Raw genomic sequence first — 16134 nt, 5'->3', positions numbered from 1 at the left:
CGGGTGGGCACCGTGGGTCCGGGAGCGGTGCTTTAGAGGCTACTCCGTCGAAACGCCCCTGTGACCAGCACCGCTGCCAGCGCGAGTGTGATGACGTGCACGGCGGTGCACCACAGGCAGATCTTGCCGATCAGCACGAGTTCGGCCGCGACGAGGTACACGACGAACAGCACGCCCACGCCGATCGAGCCGAGCCGCACCCAGTGCAGGCGTTCGTCACGCCACGCCACGGGCAGGCACAGCAGCGTGAAGAAGGCGAAGAACGCGAGTCCGAGGATCGCCACCGGGATGCCCAGGAACTCGGACTGCTCACTGGTGGTGACCGTGCCGCAGTCGACCACCGCGCCCTCGGCGCACAGCAGCACGCCGGCCGAGAAGTGCGCCACGGTCAGGTAAATCGACACCGCGAGTCCCGCGAGCGACAGCACGAGGCTGGTCACGGGCACCCACCGGAGCTGAGTGTTCGACGTCACTCCGCTGACTCTACGGAGTCGGGTGTTGCGTTCGGGTCAGGGAGGCGACCGCCGCTCACGTGCGCCAGCGCGGTCAGGTGACCGGCCCGGACGGCGGGCAGCCGGACCAGCGAGTCGTCCTTCAGCACGACGCTGAGCCAGCCCCTCGGCACGACCTTGAGGGCCTTGACGTCGTCCCACGCGACGACCCGCTTGCCGAACGTCGCACGCGCCACGAGCTGCGAGGAGTCCACCGTGGTCCGGTTCCGCAGCACCCACCACGCGAACCCCAGCGGGACCAGGTAGACGGCCTGGAGGCCGGGTGCCGCCCACGCGAACGGGGTCGCGCAGACCGTGATGGTGGCGGCGGCGAGCAGGGCGGGCGCGGGAATCCGGAAGACGAGCTTGTCCACGTGCCGAGATGCTGCCAAACACCAGCCGGAGGGGTGACCCCGGGCTGCTTTCACCCGGTCGTGGGCGTCCACCATGCGGGAGAGCCGTCCCGCACAGTTGACGCCTGTCGCAGTTGACGGTTAACGTCACGGCCATGCAGCGCAACCTCATTCTCGTACTTCCCAGGCGCGTCGACGCCTAGGCAGGTACAGGCTGCGTCGACGCGCGACCCTCGTGCGACCCCTTCGGGTCGACGAGGGTTTTTTCGTGCCCGGACCGTGCATTCTCCACACCCACGAGGCAGACAGATGACCAGCGCAACCTCGCGACCGGCTCCTGGTGAGTCGTCGTCGCCCCGCCCTGGACCGCGACCGAAACCGGCCCCGCCGAGCGGCGCTCCGATCCGCGTGACCGGCGCGCAGTCCCTCGTCCGCTCGCTCGAAGCGGTCGGCTGCGAGGTGGTGTTCGGCATTCCCGGCGGCACGATCCTGCCCGCGTACGACCCGCTCCTCGACTCCACGAAGGTGCGCCACATCCTGGTGCGGCACGAGCAGGGCGCGGGTCACGCCGCGACCGGCTACGCGCAGGCCACCGGCGGGGTCGGCGTGTGCATGGCCACGTCCGGTCCCGGCGCGACGAACCTGGTCACGCCGCTGGCCGACGCGAACATGGACTCGGTCCCGGTGGTCGCCATCACCGGCCAGCAGTCCCGCCCGCTGATCGGCACGGACGCGTTCCAGGAAGCCGACATCTGCGGCATCACGATGCCGATCACCAAGCACAACTTCCTCGTCACGGACGCCGCGGACATCCCGCGCGCCATCGCCGAGGCGTTCCACCTGGCGTCCACCGGACGCCCCGGCCCCGTCCTGGTGGACATCCCCAAGGACGTGCTCCAGGAGATGACCTCGTTCTCCTGGCCGCCGGAACTGCGCCTGCCCGGTTACCGGCCGACGACCCGGCCGCACGGCAAGCAGGTGCGCGAGGCCGCGAAGCTGATCGCGGCGGCCAAGCGCCCCGTCCTGTACGTGGGCGGCGGGGTGATCAAGGCCGAGGCGTCGCCGGAGCTGCTGCGGCTGGCCGAGGAGAACGACATCCCGGTCGTCACCACGCTGATGGCGCGCGGCGCGTTCCCCGACTCGCACCGCCAGCACATGGGCATGCCCGGGATGCACGGCGCGGTGTCCGCGGTGGCCGCGATGCAGAAGGCCGACCTGCTGGTGGCGCTGGGCGCGCGGTTCGACGACCGGGTCACCGGTCAGCTCTCCTCGTTCGCGCCGGGCGCGCAGGTGGTGCACGCCGACATCGACCCGGCGGAGATCTCCAAGAACCGGCGCGCGGACGTGCCGATCGTGGGCGACTGCAAGGAGATCATCACCGAGCTGATCGACGCGGTGCGCGCGGAGAAGGAGAGCGCGAACCGGACCGTCGACCTGACCCCGTGGTGGGAGCAGCTCGACGCGCTGCGCTCGACGTTCCCGCTGGGCTACGACTGGCCGGACGACGGGACCCTGTCGCCGCAGTACGTGGTCGAGCGGATCGGCCTGCTGACCCCGCCGGACACCCTCTACACGGCGGGCGTCGGGCAGCACCAGATGTGGGCCGCGCAGTTCGTGAAGTACGAGCGCCCGCGCACCTGGATCAACTCCGGCGGCCTGGGCACCATGGGGTTCGCGGTGCCGGCGGCCATGGGGGCGAAGACCGGCGTGCCGGGCGTCCAGGTGTGGGCGATCGACGGTGACGGCTGCTTCCAGATGACCAACCAGGAGTTGGCCACCTGCGCCATCGAGAACATCCCGATCAAGGTCGCGGTCATCAACAACGGCAACCTGGGCATGGTCCGGCAGTGGCAGACCCTGTTCTACGGCGAGCGCTACTCCAGCACCGACCTGGGCACGCACAAGCACCGCATCCCGGACTTCAAGCTGCTCGCCGAGGCGATGGGCTGCGCGGGGCTGCGCGCCGAGTCGAGGGACGAGGTCGACGCGGTCATCGAGCGGGCCATGGAGATCGACGACCGCCCGGTGGTCATCGACTTCGTGGTCGGCAAGGACGCCCAGGTGTGGCCGATGGTCGCGGCCGGCACCGGCAACAGCGAGATCATGGCCGCGCGGGGCATCCGCCCGCTGTTCGACGAGGACGAGTGAACGCCGAGCGCCTGCGGGCGGGGATCGCAAGGACGAGTGATGACTAGGCACACCCTGAGCGTTCTGGTCGAGGACAAACCCGGTGTCCTCGCCCGGGTGGCGGGTCTGTTCTCCCGCCGAGGCTTCAACATCGAGTCGCTCGCCGTGGGGCGCACCGAACACCCCGACATCTCCCGGATGACGATCGTGGTCTCCGTGGAGGAACTGCCGCTGGAGCAGGTCACCAAGCAGCTCAACAAGCTGATCAACGTCATCAAGATCGTGGAGCTGGAGCCGGCCGCGTCGGTGCAGCGCCAGTTGCTGCTGGTCAAGGTCCGCGCCGACGCGACCGTGCGCAGCCAGGTCCTCGAAACGGTGCAGCTCTTCCGCGCGAAGGTGGTCGACGTCTCCCTGGAGGCGGTCACCGTCGAAGCCACCGGGACGTCTGAGAAGCTCGACGCGCTGCTGCGGATGCTGGAGCCGTACGGGCTCCGCGAGATCGTCCAGTCCGGCATGGTCGCCATCGGCCGTGGCGCCCGCTCCATCACCGCGACCGCGGTGCGCTGAATCCGCTTTGTAGGAAGGAAGTACCACCAGTGAGCGTCGAGATCTTCTACGACGACGATGCCGACCTGAGCATCATCCAGGGGCGCAAGGTCGCGGTCATCGGCTACGGCAGCCAGGGTCACGCCCACGCGCTGAGCCTGCGCGACTCGGGCGTCGACGTCCGGATCGGCCTCCCCGAGGGCTCCAAGTCCCGCGCCAAGGCCGAGGAGGAGGGGTTGCCGGTCGGCACCCCCGCCGAGGTCTCCGCCGAGGCCGACCTGATCATGATCCTGGCACCGGACACCGCGCAGCGGCACATCTACGCGCAGGACATCGCGCCGAACCTCAAGGACGGCGACGCGGTCTTCTTCGGCCACGGCTTCAACATCCGCTACGGCCTGATCGAGGTGCCGTCCAACGTGGACGTCGCCATGGTCGCGCCGAAGGGGCCGGGCCACCTGGTGCGCCGCCAGTTCGTCGACGGCAAGGGCGTGCCCGCGCTGATCGCGGTCGAGCAGGACGCGACGGGCACCGCGCAGGCGCTGGCCCTGTCCTACGCCAAGGGCATCGGCGGCACCCGCGCGGGCGTCATCAAGACGACGTTCAAGGAGGAGACCGAGACCGACCTGTTCGGTGAGCAGGCGGTGCTGTGCGGTGGCGCGTCGGCGCTGGTGCAGGCCGGTTTCGAGGTGCTGACCGAGGCGGGTTACGCGCCCGAGGTGGCCTACTTCGAGTGCCTGCACGAGCTGAAGCTGATCGTGGACCTCATGTACGAGGGCGGCATCGCCCGGATGCGGTACTCCATTTCGGACACCGCCGAGTACGGCGACCTCACCCGCGGCCCGCGCGTCGTCACGCCCGGGGTCAAGGAGGAGATGCGCAAGATCCTCGGCGAGATCCAGGACGGCACCTTCGCCACCGAGTGGGTGAACGAGGACGACGCCGGCCGGGGCAACTACAAGAAGTTGCAGCAGGAGGGTGAGCAGCACCCGATCGAGGAAGTCGGCAAGAAGCTGCGCGGCCTCATGTCGTGGGTCGACCGGCCCATCACCGAGACCGCCTGAGTCCACACCCCAGGACGGAGCCCGCGGTGTTCACCGACGCCGCGGGCTCCGGTATATCTAGGCCCATGAGCGACAGCGCGCCGATCTACGACGACAAGGCCCACGTGCGGGGCAACCTCGACCTCACCGGCGCAGCCTGGATCCGCAGCGACGAGGGCGCGGAGGAGGAAGAGGAGCACGTCGAGATCGCGTTCGTCGAGCACACCGACGGCGTGACCTACACGGCGATGCGGAACTCCGCGCACCCCGAGGGCCCCGTCCTGGTGTTCACGCCCGCCGAGTGGGAGGCGTTCATCCTGGGCGTCAAAGACGGCGAGTTCGACGAGCCCTGGTAGCCGCGCCGGCGGCTCTGTAGGTTCTCAAACCCAGTGGCAGATTCTCAGTCCTGATGGCAGGGACGTGGCAGATCTGCCACGGGATTGAGACACGCGCGTTCGGGTGCCAGGCCAGTGGCTTGGCATCGGCAATCATGTGCGTGTGATCGACGGCACAGTCGGGGACGTGCGCGTGCGGTTCCGCGTCGGCGAAGACGGCGCGGAATCCGCTATGCAGTGGCGTGAGGCCAGCATGGAGTTGCTGTTCACGGCACGACCGTGGCGGACTTTCCGCTGGTATCACGGCCAGAGGCACTACTCGGGCTTCTACTGGGCGTGCACCGAGCAGGACTTGGTGATCTACGAGTCCAGGTTGGAGCTGGCGCGGTTGCGCCTGGCCGATTTCGATCGGTCGGTGCGCCGTATCGTCGCCCAACCGTTCCTGCTAGAAGCCGAGATCGAGGGGCGACTACGCAGGCATGTGCCGGACTATCTGCTGCTACACGACGGCGTCCCCGTGGTGGTCGACGTGAAACCGGCTGTACGGCTGTCCAAGCCCGAGGTCGCGTCCACCTTCGCCTGGACGCGGGCAGTGGTCGAATCGCGCGGCTGGCGGTTCGAGGTCGCTACGGAGCCGACCTCCGCCGAGCTGGAGAACGTACGGTTCCTGGCCGGATACCGGAGAGACGCCGTGTTCGACGGCGATCTGCTTGAGGAGCTGAGGTCACTCGACCTGACGGACCGGAGCCTGGCGGAGGCGTTCGCCAGTTTGCCGGGCCACCCGGCCCGGAGGGTGCGTGCGGCGGTGCTGCATCTGCTGTGGAAACAGCATTGGACCGTCGATCTGACCGAGCCCCTGAGCGGCACGACAGTGTTGAGAAGCCGCCGATGACGAGCGCGAGTGTGCGGGTCGGAGTCGGAACTCGGCTGAGCTACGACGGCGACGTAGTGGAAGTGGTCGAGTTGGTCTGCGCTGCTGGTGGCACCGAGGTGGTGGCCAAGGAGCTGACCGGACAGCGGCGCTATCGGCGGCTGGCGCTGCGCGAGCTTCTGGTGGCCGAGCGTGCGAGTGTCATCCCGGATGCGGACGGCCCGGTGTCGAGCGACGCCGACGAGGCGATTGTGGCCGTGCTGTCGGCTCTGAGCGAGACCGAGTTGGCGCAGGTCCGGGAGCGGGCGGCGCATATCCGGGAGGTGCTGACCGGTTACCGGTCGGGCAGCCCGTTGCTCGCTGCTGCTGGTGAACCCCGACCGGAATACACCGATTCGGTTCCGTTGGAGAAGCGCTATGCGGCCAAGGCTGCGGAGCTGGGCGTCGGGTTTCGCACCATTGGGCGGTGGGTTCACCTTTTTCAGAATTCGGGCGAGGCGGGCCTGGCGACTAGGCGCGAGGCCGTGGGGGGCAAGGCGGCCACTCGGACCGACGAGCGGTGGGTGGAAACTGCCTTGGAGGTGATGGTCGAGCACACCGACCTGTCACGGCCCTCGCGTTCGATTGTGATCGACAGGACCAATGCCCGTGTGGTCGCGCGGTTCGGCACTGACGTTGTGAAGCTGCCATCGCGTGCGACGGCCTACCGGGTCTTGGAGGATCTGGAGCGGCGGCATCCGACGTTCCGGCTGAGCACCAAACGCACTCGGGACATCGCCGCTCGCCCGGACGGCGTTTACGGCAAACTGCGGCCGACGCGTCCGGGCGAGTACCTGCTGATGGACACGACCCGCCTGGACGTGTTCGCGCTGGATCCGGTGACGCTGCGGTGGATGCAGGCCGAGTTGACGGTCGCGATGGACTGGTACACCCGCTGTGTCTGCGGCATCCGGATCACGCCGGTGTCGACGAAGTCGGTGGACGTGGCGGCCACGCTGTTCCAGGTGTTGCGTCCGCGCCCGGCCGGGGAGAACTGGCCTGAACACGCGGTCTGGCCCGAGCACGGAATGCCCCGCTCGGTGCTGGTCGACGTCGACGCGGTCGACGGCCCGCTAAGGGGCGCGGCGGGACCGGCGGTGATGCCGGAGACGCTCGTGATCGACCACGGCAAGGTCTACGTCTCCGAGCATCTGACCAGCGTGTGCCGGCGGATGGGCATCTCGATCCAGCCCGCGCGGCTGCGTACGGGGCGTGACAAGGGGCCGGTGGAGCGGTTCTTCCGCACGCTGCGCGAAGACCTGCTTCAGGCGCTGCCCGGCTACAAGGGTCCGGATGTCCACTCGCGCGGGCTGGACCCGGAGTCGGAGGCGTTCTTCTACCTGGATGAGTTGGAGGCGATTGTCAGGGAGTGGGTCGCGGTGGTCTACCACCACCGGCCCCACGACAGCCTGATCGACCCGCGTGTCCCGGGGTTGCGCATGTCGCCTGCGGTGATGTTCTCCCACGGCATCGCCCGCGCCGGCTACATCGAGGTCCCGCGCGACGCGGACCTGGCCTATGAGTTCCTGAAGGTCAAATGGCGCACCATCCAGCACTACGGCGTGGAGTTCGACGGACGCCGCTACAACGGCCCGGTGCTGAACGGGCTGCGCGGAGAACCCAGCCCTTACACCGGGAAAGCCAAGCGCCGCTGGCCTGTCCATTACGACCCCGACGACATCACCCGCGCCTGGTTCCGGCGCCCCGACACACGCAAGTGGGGTGTTCTGCGCTGGGAGCACGCACCCGGTGCGCAGATGCCGTTCAGCGAGGACGCGCTGAAATTCGCCCGGCAGTTGGCGGCGGCGAAATACACCTACCCCGACGACCGGCTCGCCGTCGCGGACCTGCTCGAACGCTGGAACCTCGGGCTCGGCTCGTCGGTGGCCGAACGCCGCATGGCGCTGCGCCTGTCGCGCGAGGCCGCTCTGCTCGACGACGCACCAGGCGGCGAGGTGGTGACCGCGCTGCCGTCGGTCGCGAGAGTCCTGGCCGCCACGACCGGATCCACGGATGCCGCCGACCCTGACTCGACGCCGCCGGGGCCTGATCCGGAGCCGGAGGGTGGTGACGACGACGCCGACGACGAACTCGACGACGGCGAAGGCGAGTTCGACGAGGACTCGTTCTATGCCGACGCCCTGGAGGAAGTGTGACCACCCGGTCGACGACCGACGTTCCCGCCGAGGCCCGGCTGGACAGGCTCACGCTGTCGCGGAAGGAGGGATGGCGTCGGTTCGTCGACACTGCGGCACGCGTCGCTCCCGAGTCGTTGTCGCGGCGCGAGCTGAAAGCGCTGAGCGAGAGCGCGGTCGAAGACCACAACCGCCGGCGGCGGGAATGGCACGCCAACCTCGGGCCGCTGATGACACCGCAGATGGCGGCGCTGCACGAGGACCTGTGGGACATCGTCGACAGCAACCTCCACGACGGCGACAAGGCCAAGGGCGCGGTCGCGATCGACGCGTTCCCCGGCCTGGGCAAGACCACGGCCGTCCTCGCGTTCGCCAAGAAGTACCACCGCCGCGAGATCGCCGCTCTGGGTGAGGTCACCGACGCCGGGCACCAGCGGTGGCCGGTCTGCAGGGTCGGGTTGACCGGCAACACCGGGATGCGCGAGTTCAACCGGGCGATGCTGGAGTTCTACGCCCATCCCGGGACCAAGTACGGCACCGCCGCCGAGTTCGCCCATCGGGCACTGGACTGCGTACTCTCCTGCGACACAAGCATCATCGTGGTCGACGACCTGCACTTCCTGAGGTGGCACCACCGCAGTGGCGTCGAAATCAGTAACCACTTCAAATACATCGCCAACGAGTTCCCCGTCACCCTCGTCTTCGTCGGCGTCGGCCTGGCCGCCAGCGGCCTGTTCTCCGAGGGCTCCGACTACAACGACGCGGTGATCGCCCAAACCGGTCGGCGCACCACTCCGTTGGACATGCCCGGGTTCGCCGTCGACACCGACCACGGCCGCCGCGAATGGCGACAACTGCTGCTCGCGATCGAGCAACGCGTCGTCCTCGCCGACAAACACCCCGGCATGATCGCCGACGAGTTGTCCGACTACCTGTTCGCCCGCTCCACCGGCCACATCGGCTCGCTGATGACCCTGATCAACCGCGGCTGCCAGCGGGCCGTGCGCACCGGCGCCGAAAAGCTCGACACCGACCTGCTTGACCAGGTTAAGAACGACGCCGCCGCCGAGAAAGCCCGCCGGGAGCTGGAAACCGCCCTCGCGTCCCGCAGGATCACCACGAAACCGCGGAAGACCTGGTGACCGCGCGGGCGCTGCCGATCCGGATACGGCCACTGCTCGGAGAGGCGATCGACTCCTGGCTGGAAGCCCTGGCCGCCCGCCACAACACCTGTTGGAGCGACCTGCTCAACGCCGTCGGCCTCAGCCAACCCACGTCCACCGTCAGCGGATGGATCGCCCGCCCTGCTCCCGACGAGGCGGCCACGCTCGTCGCGGCGACCGCCGAGAACCTCGACACCGTGCAGACGATGGCACTTGCCCGTTACCACCGGACCGCGCTCCGAGTGGACCCCGTCACCGGGACCCTCGACAAGACGTTTCCCTGGAGTCCTCCCAGCTCGTCCCGGTTCTGCCCGCCATGCTTGGCCGAAACCGGAGGCCGGTGGCAACTGGCCTGGCGGCTGGGCTGGTCGTTCGCCTGCCTGCGCCACCACCGGCTGCTCTCCGACACCTGTCCCGCCTGCCGGCAACGGCAGCGCCGACGCGCGCCAACCGGTATCCGGGTCCCCGTCCCGGGCCGTTGCGCCAACCCGCTGCCGGGCTCCGTCGGCCGAGCTCCCGCTCGCTGCGGAGCCGACCTGACCGAAGCCGACACAGCGCAACTGCCTGCCGACCACCCCTGTCTGAAGGCCCAGCAAGCCGTCCACGACATCATCGACACCGGCACCGCTGACTTCGGCGTCTACGCCTTCTCACCCCAGTCGGCGCAGGCAGCCCTCACCGACATCCGGATTGTCGCGAACCGAGTTCTCGCCTACGGCACCACGAGATCCTTGGGGCAGATGATCCCCGCCGACCTGCTCGATGCCTACCCACAAATCGACGACAAGGCGCGCCCCTACAAGCCGTCGCCGACCGCACCGGCACCCGGCGTCGCCGCCGCGGCGGCGATCGCAGTGACCGCCGCTCTCGCCGCTCTGGGCGCAGCCGACGCCCATCGGGGCGGCGACGCCCTGCGATGGCTGGTCACCGAAGCCCGCGGCCACGGGGCGAAGATCGACGCCACCAGCCTAGGACGGGTGCCCGCCAGCCCCGTTCTGAACGCGATTCAGGTCGCAGCCCTGGCCCCGACGATGAGTGCCAGCGACCAACTGCGCCACCGGGTCGCGGACCCGCTGCCCGCACGAGCACAGCCGGGCGCGATCCGTGTCGGCAAGCTCGCTCGCGGTCTTCCGACAATGTTGTGGCCAGCGTGGTCGCTGCGGTTGTCGGTGCCAGGTCCCCAGCAACGGCAACTACGACCCGCTCTCTCGGCCGTGATCATGTTCACCGGAACAACCCTTCCGGTCGGCGATGCGACCGACCTTCTCGGCCGCGTCGTCGACCGAGACCAGGTCAGCCGGCTGCTGGGCCTGCTCGCCGAACACCGCCAGTGGGGCGACATCCGGCAAGCCCTGGCCATGATGGGCGATCACCTCACCGTCCACAGCACCCCGATCGACTATCGGCGCCGTCGCCGCCTGGACTACACCGGCCTGCTCACAGACCAGGTATGGAAGCGGATCTGCCGCGACACAGGCGCTTCCGCCTTAAACGCCACAGCAACAGGCAGAAGAGCCCGCTGCTACCTCTTCGAACGCCTCAGTGGCCTCCCGGCCGACACTTGCCCGGCCGCCGTCGAAGGCGACCACCACTCCCGTTCCAGAACAGCCGATTTCGCCCGCGTCCTCACCCCCACGCTGGCCGACGCTCTGAACAATTACGCCCGCGACTTCCTGGCCGCCCACGACATCCACGACGAGCCCCCGACCTGGCAGCCCCCGACCAACCCGCTCGACGGCCTGTCACTGCCCGGCGACAACCCCTCCGACATCGACATCGAACGACTGCACCAGCTGATCCGACACGACGACCGCACACTCGGCCAAGCAGCCGAGATCCTCGGCACCACGCGCGACACGGTCAGGCACCTCGTCGAGATCCACCCCGCCCCGCCCGCCCCCGAAGCCGTGAAAGCCACCGCATACCAAACCGCCAAGGTGGCCCTACCCCCGGACAAACTCGCTGAGTTTTACCTCGACCGCCGCATGAGCACCGCCGACATCGCCGAACAGGTCGGCGTTCGAGACAGAGACATCGCCCGGCTCGCCCGCGACTACCGAATCCCGTTGCGTCAACCCGGCAGACAGCTCACCACCAGCATCGACCGCGACTGGCTCCACGACCAGTATATAATTCATGGGCGCTCTCTGACCGCCCTAGCTCGCGAAGCCGGTGTCTCCTGGCGAACAATGGCCGAATGGGCTCAGCGTCACAATGTTCCGCTTCGGAGAACCAATGACCTCTAGAGGCTCAGCTAGGTTCGGCCGGGGCACCCTGACTCAGAGCTCGTCGACGAGCCGCTGCACAGATTCGACGCAATTCTCCAGGTATTCTCCCTTCACGCCAACACGCTTCCCCATGATCTCCATGCGGCCCGGCTTCTGGGCGTAGAATGGGCAGCCGCGAGCGAAAGAGACGACCCCGGCAGTCTGGAAGTCCCGGATCTCAACCATAACATCCTTTGCCTTGCTCGCTGAAAACATATCGGGGTTGCCTGCCATCAACGTCTTGACGTCGGCGTCGATGGTTTTCAAAACTGCTGAGTACCCGGACGCTGCCACGACGTATTGAGTGAGCCGGTTCTTCGCGATCACGTGGACCTTCGGCAGCATCCGGCCTTCCGCCTTCAGCTTCGTGGCGAACGCGTATTGGGTGTAGATCTCGGAGGGCAGCTTGAGGCCGTACACCAACGAGAATGCGTTCTGGATTGCGCGACGTGATGAGTCGTCGGCCATCACGGGCAGCACCAGACGGTCGGCGCTTGCGAGAGCGATCTGGGTGTACATCGAGAACGAGGGGTTGGCGTCGATGAAAATTACGTCGTACCTGTCCTCCAAGGTGGCGATCAGATCCCGGATCCAGTCGATGACTCGCAGCCATGTTGGGGTGTTCGGGAGTTGAGTGTTGGCCAGCGTGGAAACAGCGTTCGCCTGCAACTCCAGGATAGGATCCCCGGCAATAAGGTCGAGGTTGTCCGGTATGGCGGAATTGTAATCCGCCGGGTGGGAGATATACACATCAGGATCAATCGCCGGAACCGAGAAAGCATTAGGGAGGCGCAGTTCGAAGTAGCCACCGACGGTCCTGCGCGTTGGTTCATTCTGGCGGGCAAGCAGGACCTCGCTGCCCTTGCCCGTCAGGCCGCCGAACAGCAGTTCCGACAGGTTGGCTTGAGGGCAAACGTCGATAGCCAGCACGCGCTGGTCGGGATTCTGGTGAGCGAAGAAGGTCATGGACTGGAAGCACAGGCTGGTCTTGCCGGTACCTCCTTTGTTGTTCCAGAAGGCATAGGTCATCGGCACGGCGGCGCTCCCAGTCGTGGACGGATGGTACGTCTGTAGCGTATCACAAGTACGCTTGACACGTATGTGGAATCCACTGTGAACGGATCGAGTATCCACATGTCTGCTCGTGAGAACGGCTTGCCGGTGCTGGAGCGGCCTGCGGTCGGCCGTTTGGTCAGCCAACTGCGTGAATGAGGCGTGTGTGCGCGAGGGGGTGATGGGTGTCCGCGACCGCCTGGACGTCCTTCAGGTCATGACTGGCGTTGAGGTCGTCCGACACGCTGGTCACTGCGGCCTCCCCGTCTGCGCACGCTTTATCCTTCGCGATCTGCGAGCGGATCCACGCGATGAGGTCGCTGACACCCGGTGCGCCCATGCCAGTCTCCCTCGCCTGAGCCAAGCCTGGAGGCGCTCTGCTTCCCTGAGTCGAAGTGGAGCGGGTATCTGAAGAAGTGACACGGCCACTGAGACTGATGACGGTGCCACCGTCGTGAGACGAGCCGAAACGTGCAGGTCACCCAAGATCGACATGTCACGCGCGTTGAGAACCTACAGGCTCGACGACACCCGTTACCCGCCGATCGAGCCGTACGAGTCGGGCGCGCTGGAGGTCGGCGACGGCCATTCGCTGTGCTGGGAGGTGTCGGGCAACCCCGACGGCAAGCCGGCCGTCGTGCTGCACGGCGGTCCCGGCACGGGGAGCGTCCCCGGGATGCGGAGCCTCTTCGACCCGAACCGCTACCGCGTGGTCCTGTTCGATCAGCGCGATTCCGGGCGGAGCACCCCTTCGGCCGCCGACCCGGTCGTCAACCCGGTCGTCAACCCGGTCGGCCAACGCCACGCAGCACCTCGTCGAGGACGTCGAGGCACTGCGGAGCCACCTGGGAATCACCCGCCGGCTGGTCCGGGGTCGCTCGTGGGGCGTCACGCTCGCTCTCGCCTACGCCCAAGCGCATCCCGATCGGGTGACCGAACTGGTACTCGCCGCCATCACCAGCGGTGACCGGCGCGACACCGACTGGATCACCCGTGACACGGGCCGCGTTTTCCCGCGCGAGTGGGAACGGTTCCGCGACGGTGTGCCCGCCGCCGAACGCGACGGCGACCTGTCGGCCGCCTACGGCCGGTTGCTCCCCGACCCCGACCCCGAGATCCGGGCCGAGGCCGCACGCGGGTGGTGTGGGTGGGAGGACACGCACGTCTCGCCGGCCCCCGACGCCGCACCGTTCCTGTCGGTCGCCGACCCGGCGTTCCAACTCACCTTCGCCCGCTTGGTCACCCACTACTGGTCCCACGGGGGACGGGAGGACGTGACACGTCGGTGGAGACCGAGGGGTCACCCCGCCAGAAGCGCCGCGCCTCGCCGATCAGGCAGTCGCACTGCGATTCGCGGTGCTCGCACCACCAGCACTCCGGTTCCGGGCCGGCCGCCCTCGGGACGACGGGTGCGGACCAGGTCCGGAGGGGCGGTGCGGGCGGGTGCGGGACCAGGGCCGGCGACGTGCCGCCGAGGTCCGGGCGCACCGCCGTGCCGGTCGTGTCGAACGCGCGGCCCGGTGTGCCAGCCCGGTCGAACAGCGCCTCGCGCCGGTCGTAGAGGAAGCGTGCGGCCGGCACCGCGAACGGGCCGACCACCGGGCCCGGCACGAGGGCCGCTGCCGGCTCGGCCACCAGGGCGTAGCCCTCCCGGCGCTCGGCGTCGGTGGGGTGGAACGGGTTGTCGGTCATACCCGCTCCGATGCCGGTCGTCCCGCCCGCGACACAGGCGCGGCCGACCGTCCGCCGCCGTGGTCGGCCGGTCGCTCCGACGCGGAGGGCGCGGCCGGTGGCGGTCGGTTCACCCGGACCGGCGATGTAGGACACCCGTACGGGAAACCAGCAGGTGAGACAGGGCACCCGGGTGACCGGAGGAGGCCCCTCGCCGGCTATGCTCGTTCACAACCCGGACACATTGCCGTGGCCGGCCGCGCGGGTCTCGGCTCGCTGTGACGGCCCCGCGCTCCCCACCCGTCTTGTCGCACAACCTCCGGGAGCTCGTCCGTGACCAAGCCCGTTGTCCTGATCGCCGAGAAGCTCGCCCCGTCCGTTCTCGACGTCTTCGGCGAGGGCATCGAAGTGCGCCACGTCGACGGCACCGACCGTCCCGCGCTCCTCGAAGCCGTGGCCGACGCCGACGCGCTGCTGGTCCGGTCCGCCACGAAGGTGGACAAAGAGGTCTTCCTGGCCACCACGAAGCTCAAGGTCGTCGCGCGCGCGGGCGTGGGCCTGGACAACGTGGAGGTGCCGGCGGCCACCGAGCGCGGCGTCATGGTGGTGAACGCGCCGACCTCGAACATCGTCAGCGCCGCCGAGCACGCCGTGGCCCTGCTGCTGGCCACCGCCCGGCAGATCCCCGCCGCGCACGCCACCCTCCAGAACCACGAGTGGAAGCGCAGCAAGTTCAACGGCGTCGAGATCAACGGCAAGACCGTCGGCGTGGTCGGCCTGGGCAAGATCGGCCAGCTCTTCGCCGCCCGGCTCGCCGCGTTCGGCACCGAGATCATCGCCTACGACCCGTACGTGAGCCAGCAGCGCGCCGCCCAGCTCGGCATCGAGCTGGTGTCCCTGGAGGAGCTGCTGGAGCGCGCCGACGCGATCTCCGTCCACCTCCCCAAGACGCCCGAGACCAAGGGTCTGATCGGCGCGGAGCAGCTCGCCAAGGCCAAGCGCGGCGTCATCATCGTCAACGCCGCGCGCGGCGGCCTGATCGACGAGGAGGCGCTCGCCGAGGCGGTCAAGGAGGGCCAGGTCGGCGGCGCGGGCATCGACGTGTTCAGCACCGAGCCCACCACCGAGAGCCCGCTGTTCGGCCTGCCGAACGTGGTCGTCACGCCCCACCTGGGCGCGTCGACCACCGAGGCGCAGGACCGCGCGGGCACGGATGTCGCGAAGTCGGTGCTGCTCGCGCTCCAGGGCGAGTTCGTGCCGGACGCGGTGAACGTGCAGGGCGGCGGTGTCGGCGAGGAGGTCCGCCCCTACCTGCCGCTGGTGCAGAAGCTCGGCGCGGTCGTCGCGGCGCTGTCCGCGAAGGCCCCGACCAGCGTCACCGTCGAGGTGCGCGGCGAGCTGTCCAACGAGGACGTCGCGGTGCTGCCGCTGGCCGCGCTGCGCGGCGTGTTCTCCAGCGTGGTGGAGGAGCAGGTGACGTTCGTCAACGCGCCGAGCCTCGCCGCGGCGCTGGGCGTGTCGGTCGACGTGGTGAAGGAGCCGGAGAGCGCCAACCACCGCAGCCTGGTGACGGTGCGCGCGGTGCAGGCCGACGGCGCGGTGATCACCGTGTCCGGCACGCTGACCGGTCTCGACCAGGTGGAGAAGCTGGTCGGCGTGAACGGCCGCAGCTTCGACCTGCGCGCCGAGGGCAACGTGCTGCTGCTGGAGTACCCGGACCGGCCGGGCGTGATGGGCACCGTCGGCACCCTGCTGGGCGAGGCGGGCGTGAACGTCGAGGCGGCGCAGATCAGCCAGACCAAGGACGGTGCGGACGCGTTCATGCTGCTGCGCGTCGACCGGCCCGTGGACACCGCGGTGCTGAACCCGATCGGCGCGGCCGTGGGCGCGCGGACGGTGCGCGCGGTCAACTTCGAGTGACGGCCTGATCGGCCGAGTGCTCCCCGGCGGGCCGGGGGTCGCGTGGCGCGGTGCTCGACGGGGGTTCGCCCCGGTCGTCGCGCGGCACGTCGACCCCCGGCCCGTCCGGTTCCGCGCGGG

14 protein-coding genes and 1 pseudogene are annotated in these 16134 nt (G+C 68.8%); 10 read left to right on the top strand and 5 right to left on the bottom strand.

Annotated elements, in window-relative coordinates; genetic code table 11:
* Positions 1-32: 32 nt before the first annotated feature.
* Both AB0G01_RS14855 and AB0G01_RS14850 read right to left on the bottom strand, forming a co-directional pair.
* The gene (locus AB0G01_RS14855; RefSeq protein WP_360944741.1) at positions 33-473 is read right to left on the bottom strand and encodes a vitamin K epoxide reductase family protein; all 441 of its coding nucleotides are present in this window, start codon (positions 471-473) and stop codon (positions 33-35) included.
* On the bottom strand, positions 470-865 hold the full coding sequence (locus AB0G01_RS14850) for a PH domain-containing protein (protein WP_360944738.1): 396 nt from the start codon (positions 863-865) through the stop codon (positions 470-472). The genes AB0G01_RS14855 and AB0G01_RS14850 overlap by 4 nt, the downstream gene beginning before the upstream one ends.
* 381 nt (positions 866-1246) lie before the next feature.
* Here AB0G01_RS14850 and AB0G01_RS14845 point away from each other — a divergent pair, with 381 nt between their 5' ends.
* From AB0G01_RS14845 to AB0G01_RS14810, 8 genes are all read left to right on the top strand, one after another.
* Complete coding sequence (locus AB0G01_RS14845) at positions 1247-2992, top strand: acetolactate synthase large subunit (RefSeq protein ID WP_360945283.1); 1746 nt, start codon at positions 1247-1249, stop codon at positions 2990-2992.
* 39 nt (positions 2993-3031) lie between these two features.
* Positions 3032-3538, top strand: a complete 507-nt coding sequence (gene ilvN / locus AB0G01_RS14840; RefSeq protein ID WP_360944735.1) for an acetolactate synthase small subunit — start codon at positions 3032-3034, stop codon at positions 3536-3538.
* Between the two features lie 29 nt (positions 3539-3567).
* Complete coding sequence (ilvC, locus tag AB0G01_RS14835; protein WP_360944732.1) at positions 3568-4581, top strand: ketol-acid reductoisomerase; 1014 nt, start codon at positions 3568-3570, stop codon at positions 4579-4581.
* 65 nt (positions 4582-4646) lie between these two features.
* Positions 4647-4916, top strand: coding sequence for a DUF397 domain-containing protein (locus tag AB0G01_RS14830; RefSeq protein ID WP_015104552.1), 270 nt, complete (start codon positions 4647-4649; stop codon positions 4914-4916).
* Between the two features lie 142 nt (positions 4917-5058).
* Entirely contained in the window at positions 5059-5787 is a 729-nt protein-coding gene (locus AB0G01_RS14825) for a TnsA-like heteromeric transposase endonuclease subunit (RefSeq protein ID WP_360944729.1), read from the top strand.
* On the top strand, positions 5784-7961 hold the full coding sequence (locus AB0G01_RS14820) for a Mu transposase C-terminal domain-containing protein (protein WP_360944726.1): 2178 nt from the start codon (positions 5784-5786) through the stop codon (positions 7959-7961). The genes AB0G01_RS14825 and AB0G01_RS14820 overlap by 4 nt, the downstream gene beginning before the upstream one ends.
* On the top strand, positions 7958-9082 hold the full coding sequence (locus AB0G01_RS14815; RefSeq protein ID WP_360944723.1) for an ATP-binding protein: 1125 nt from the start codon (positions 7958-7960) through the stop codon (positions 9080-9082). The genes AB0G01_RS14820 and AB0G01_RS14815 overlap by 4 nt, the downstream gene beginning before the upstream one ends.
* Complete coding sequence (locus AB0G01_RS14810; protein WP_360944720.1) at positions 9079-11349, top strand: TniQ family protein; 2271 nt, start codon at positions 9079-9081, stop codon at positions 11347-11349. The genes AB0G01_RS14815 and AB0G01_RS14810 overlap by 4 nt, the downstream gene beginning before the upstream one ends.
* Positions 11350-11382: 33 nt before the next feature.
* Here the strand turns inward: AB0G01_RS14810 and AB0G01_RS14805 are convergent, their stop codons facing one another.
* Together AB0G01_RS14805 and AB0G01_RS14800 are read right to left on the bottom strand one after the other, a co-directional pair.
* A complete protein-coding gene (locus tag AB0G01_RS14805; RefSeq protein WP_360945280.1) occupies positions 11383-12399 on the bottom strand; it encodes a ParA family protein in 1017 nt (338 codons plus the stop codon).
* A gap of 163 nt (positions 12400-12562) precedes the next feature.
* Positions 12563-12763: a hypothetical protein gene (locus AB0G01_RS14800; RefSeq protein ID WP_360944717.1), complete on the bottom strand. Its 201-nt coding sequence runs from the start codon at positions 12761-12763 to the stop codon at positions 12563-12565.
* 247 nt (positions 12764-13010) lie between these two features.
* Here AB0G01_RS14800 and AB0G01_RS14795 point away from each other — a divergent pair.
* Positions 13011-13403, top strand: a pseudogene (locus tag AB0G01_RS14795) (alpha/beta fold hydrolase); the annotation flags it as partial.
* A gap of 259 nt (positions 13404-13662) precedes the next feature.
* Here AB0G01_RS14795 and AB0G01_RS14790 read toward each other — a convergent pair.
* Complete coding sequence (locus AB0G01_RS14790; RefSeq protein WP_360944714.1) at positions 13663-14115, bottom strand: hypothetical protein; 453 nt, start codon at positions 14113-14115, stop codon at positions 13663-13665.
* A gap of 312 nt (positions 14116-14427) precedes the next feature.
* Here AB0G01_RS14790 and serA point away from each other — a divergent pair, with 312 nt between their 5' ends.
* Complete coding sequence (gene serA, locus AB0G01_RS14785) at positions 14428-16014, top strand: phosphoglycerate dehydrogenase (RefSeq protein ID WP_360944711.1); 1587 nt, start codon at positions 14428-14430, stop codon at positions 16012-16014.
* Positions 16015-16134 lie beyond the last annotated feature (120 nt).

It is taken from the genome of Actinosynnema sp. NPDC023587 (assembly GCF_040640215.1).
GTDB lineage: Bacteria > Actinomycetota > Actinomycetes > Mycobacteriales > Pseudonocardiaceae > Actinosynnema.
The sequence above is the reverse complement of the archived record's forward strand: the minus strand, read 5'-3'. Positions and strand labels throughout refer to the sequence as shown.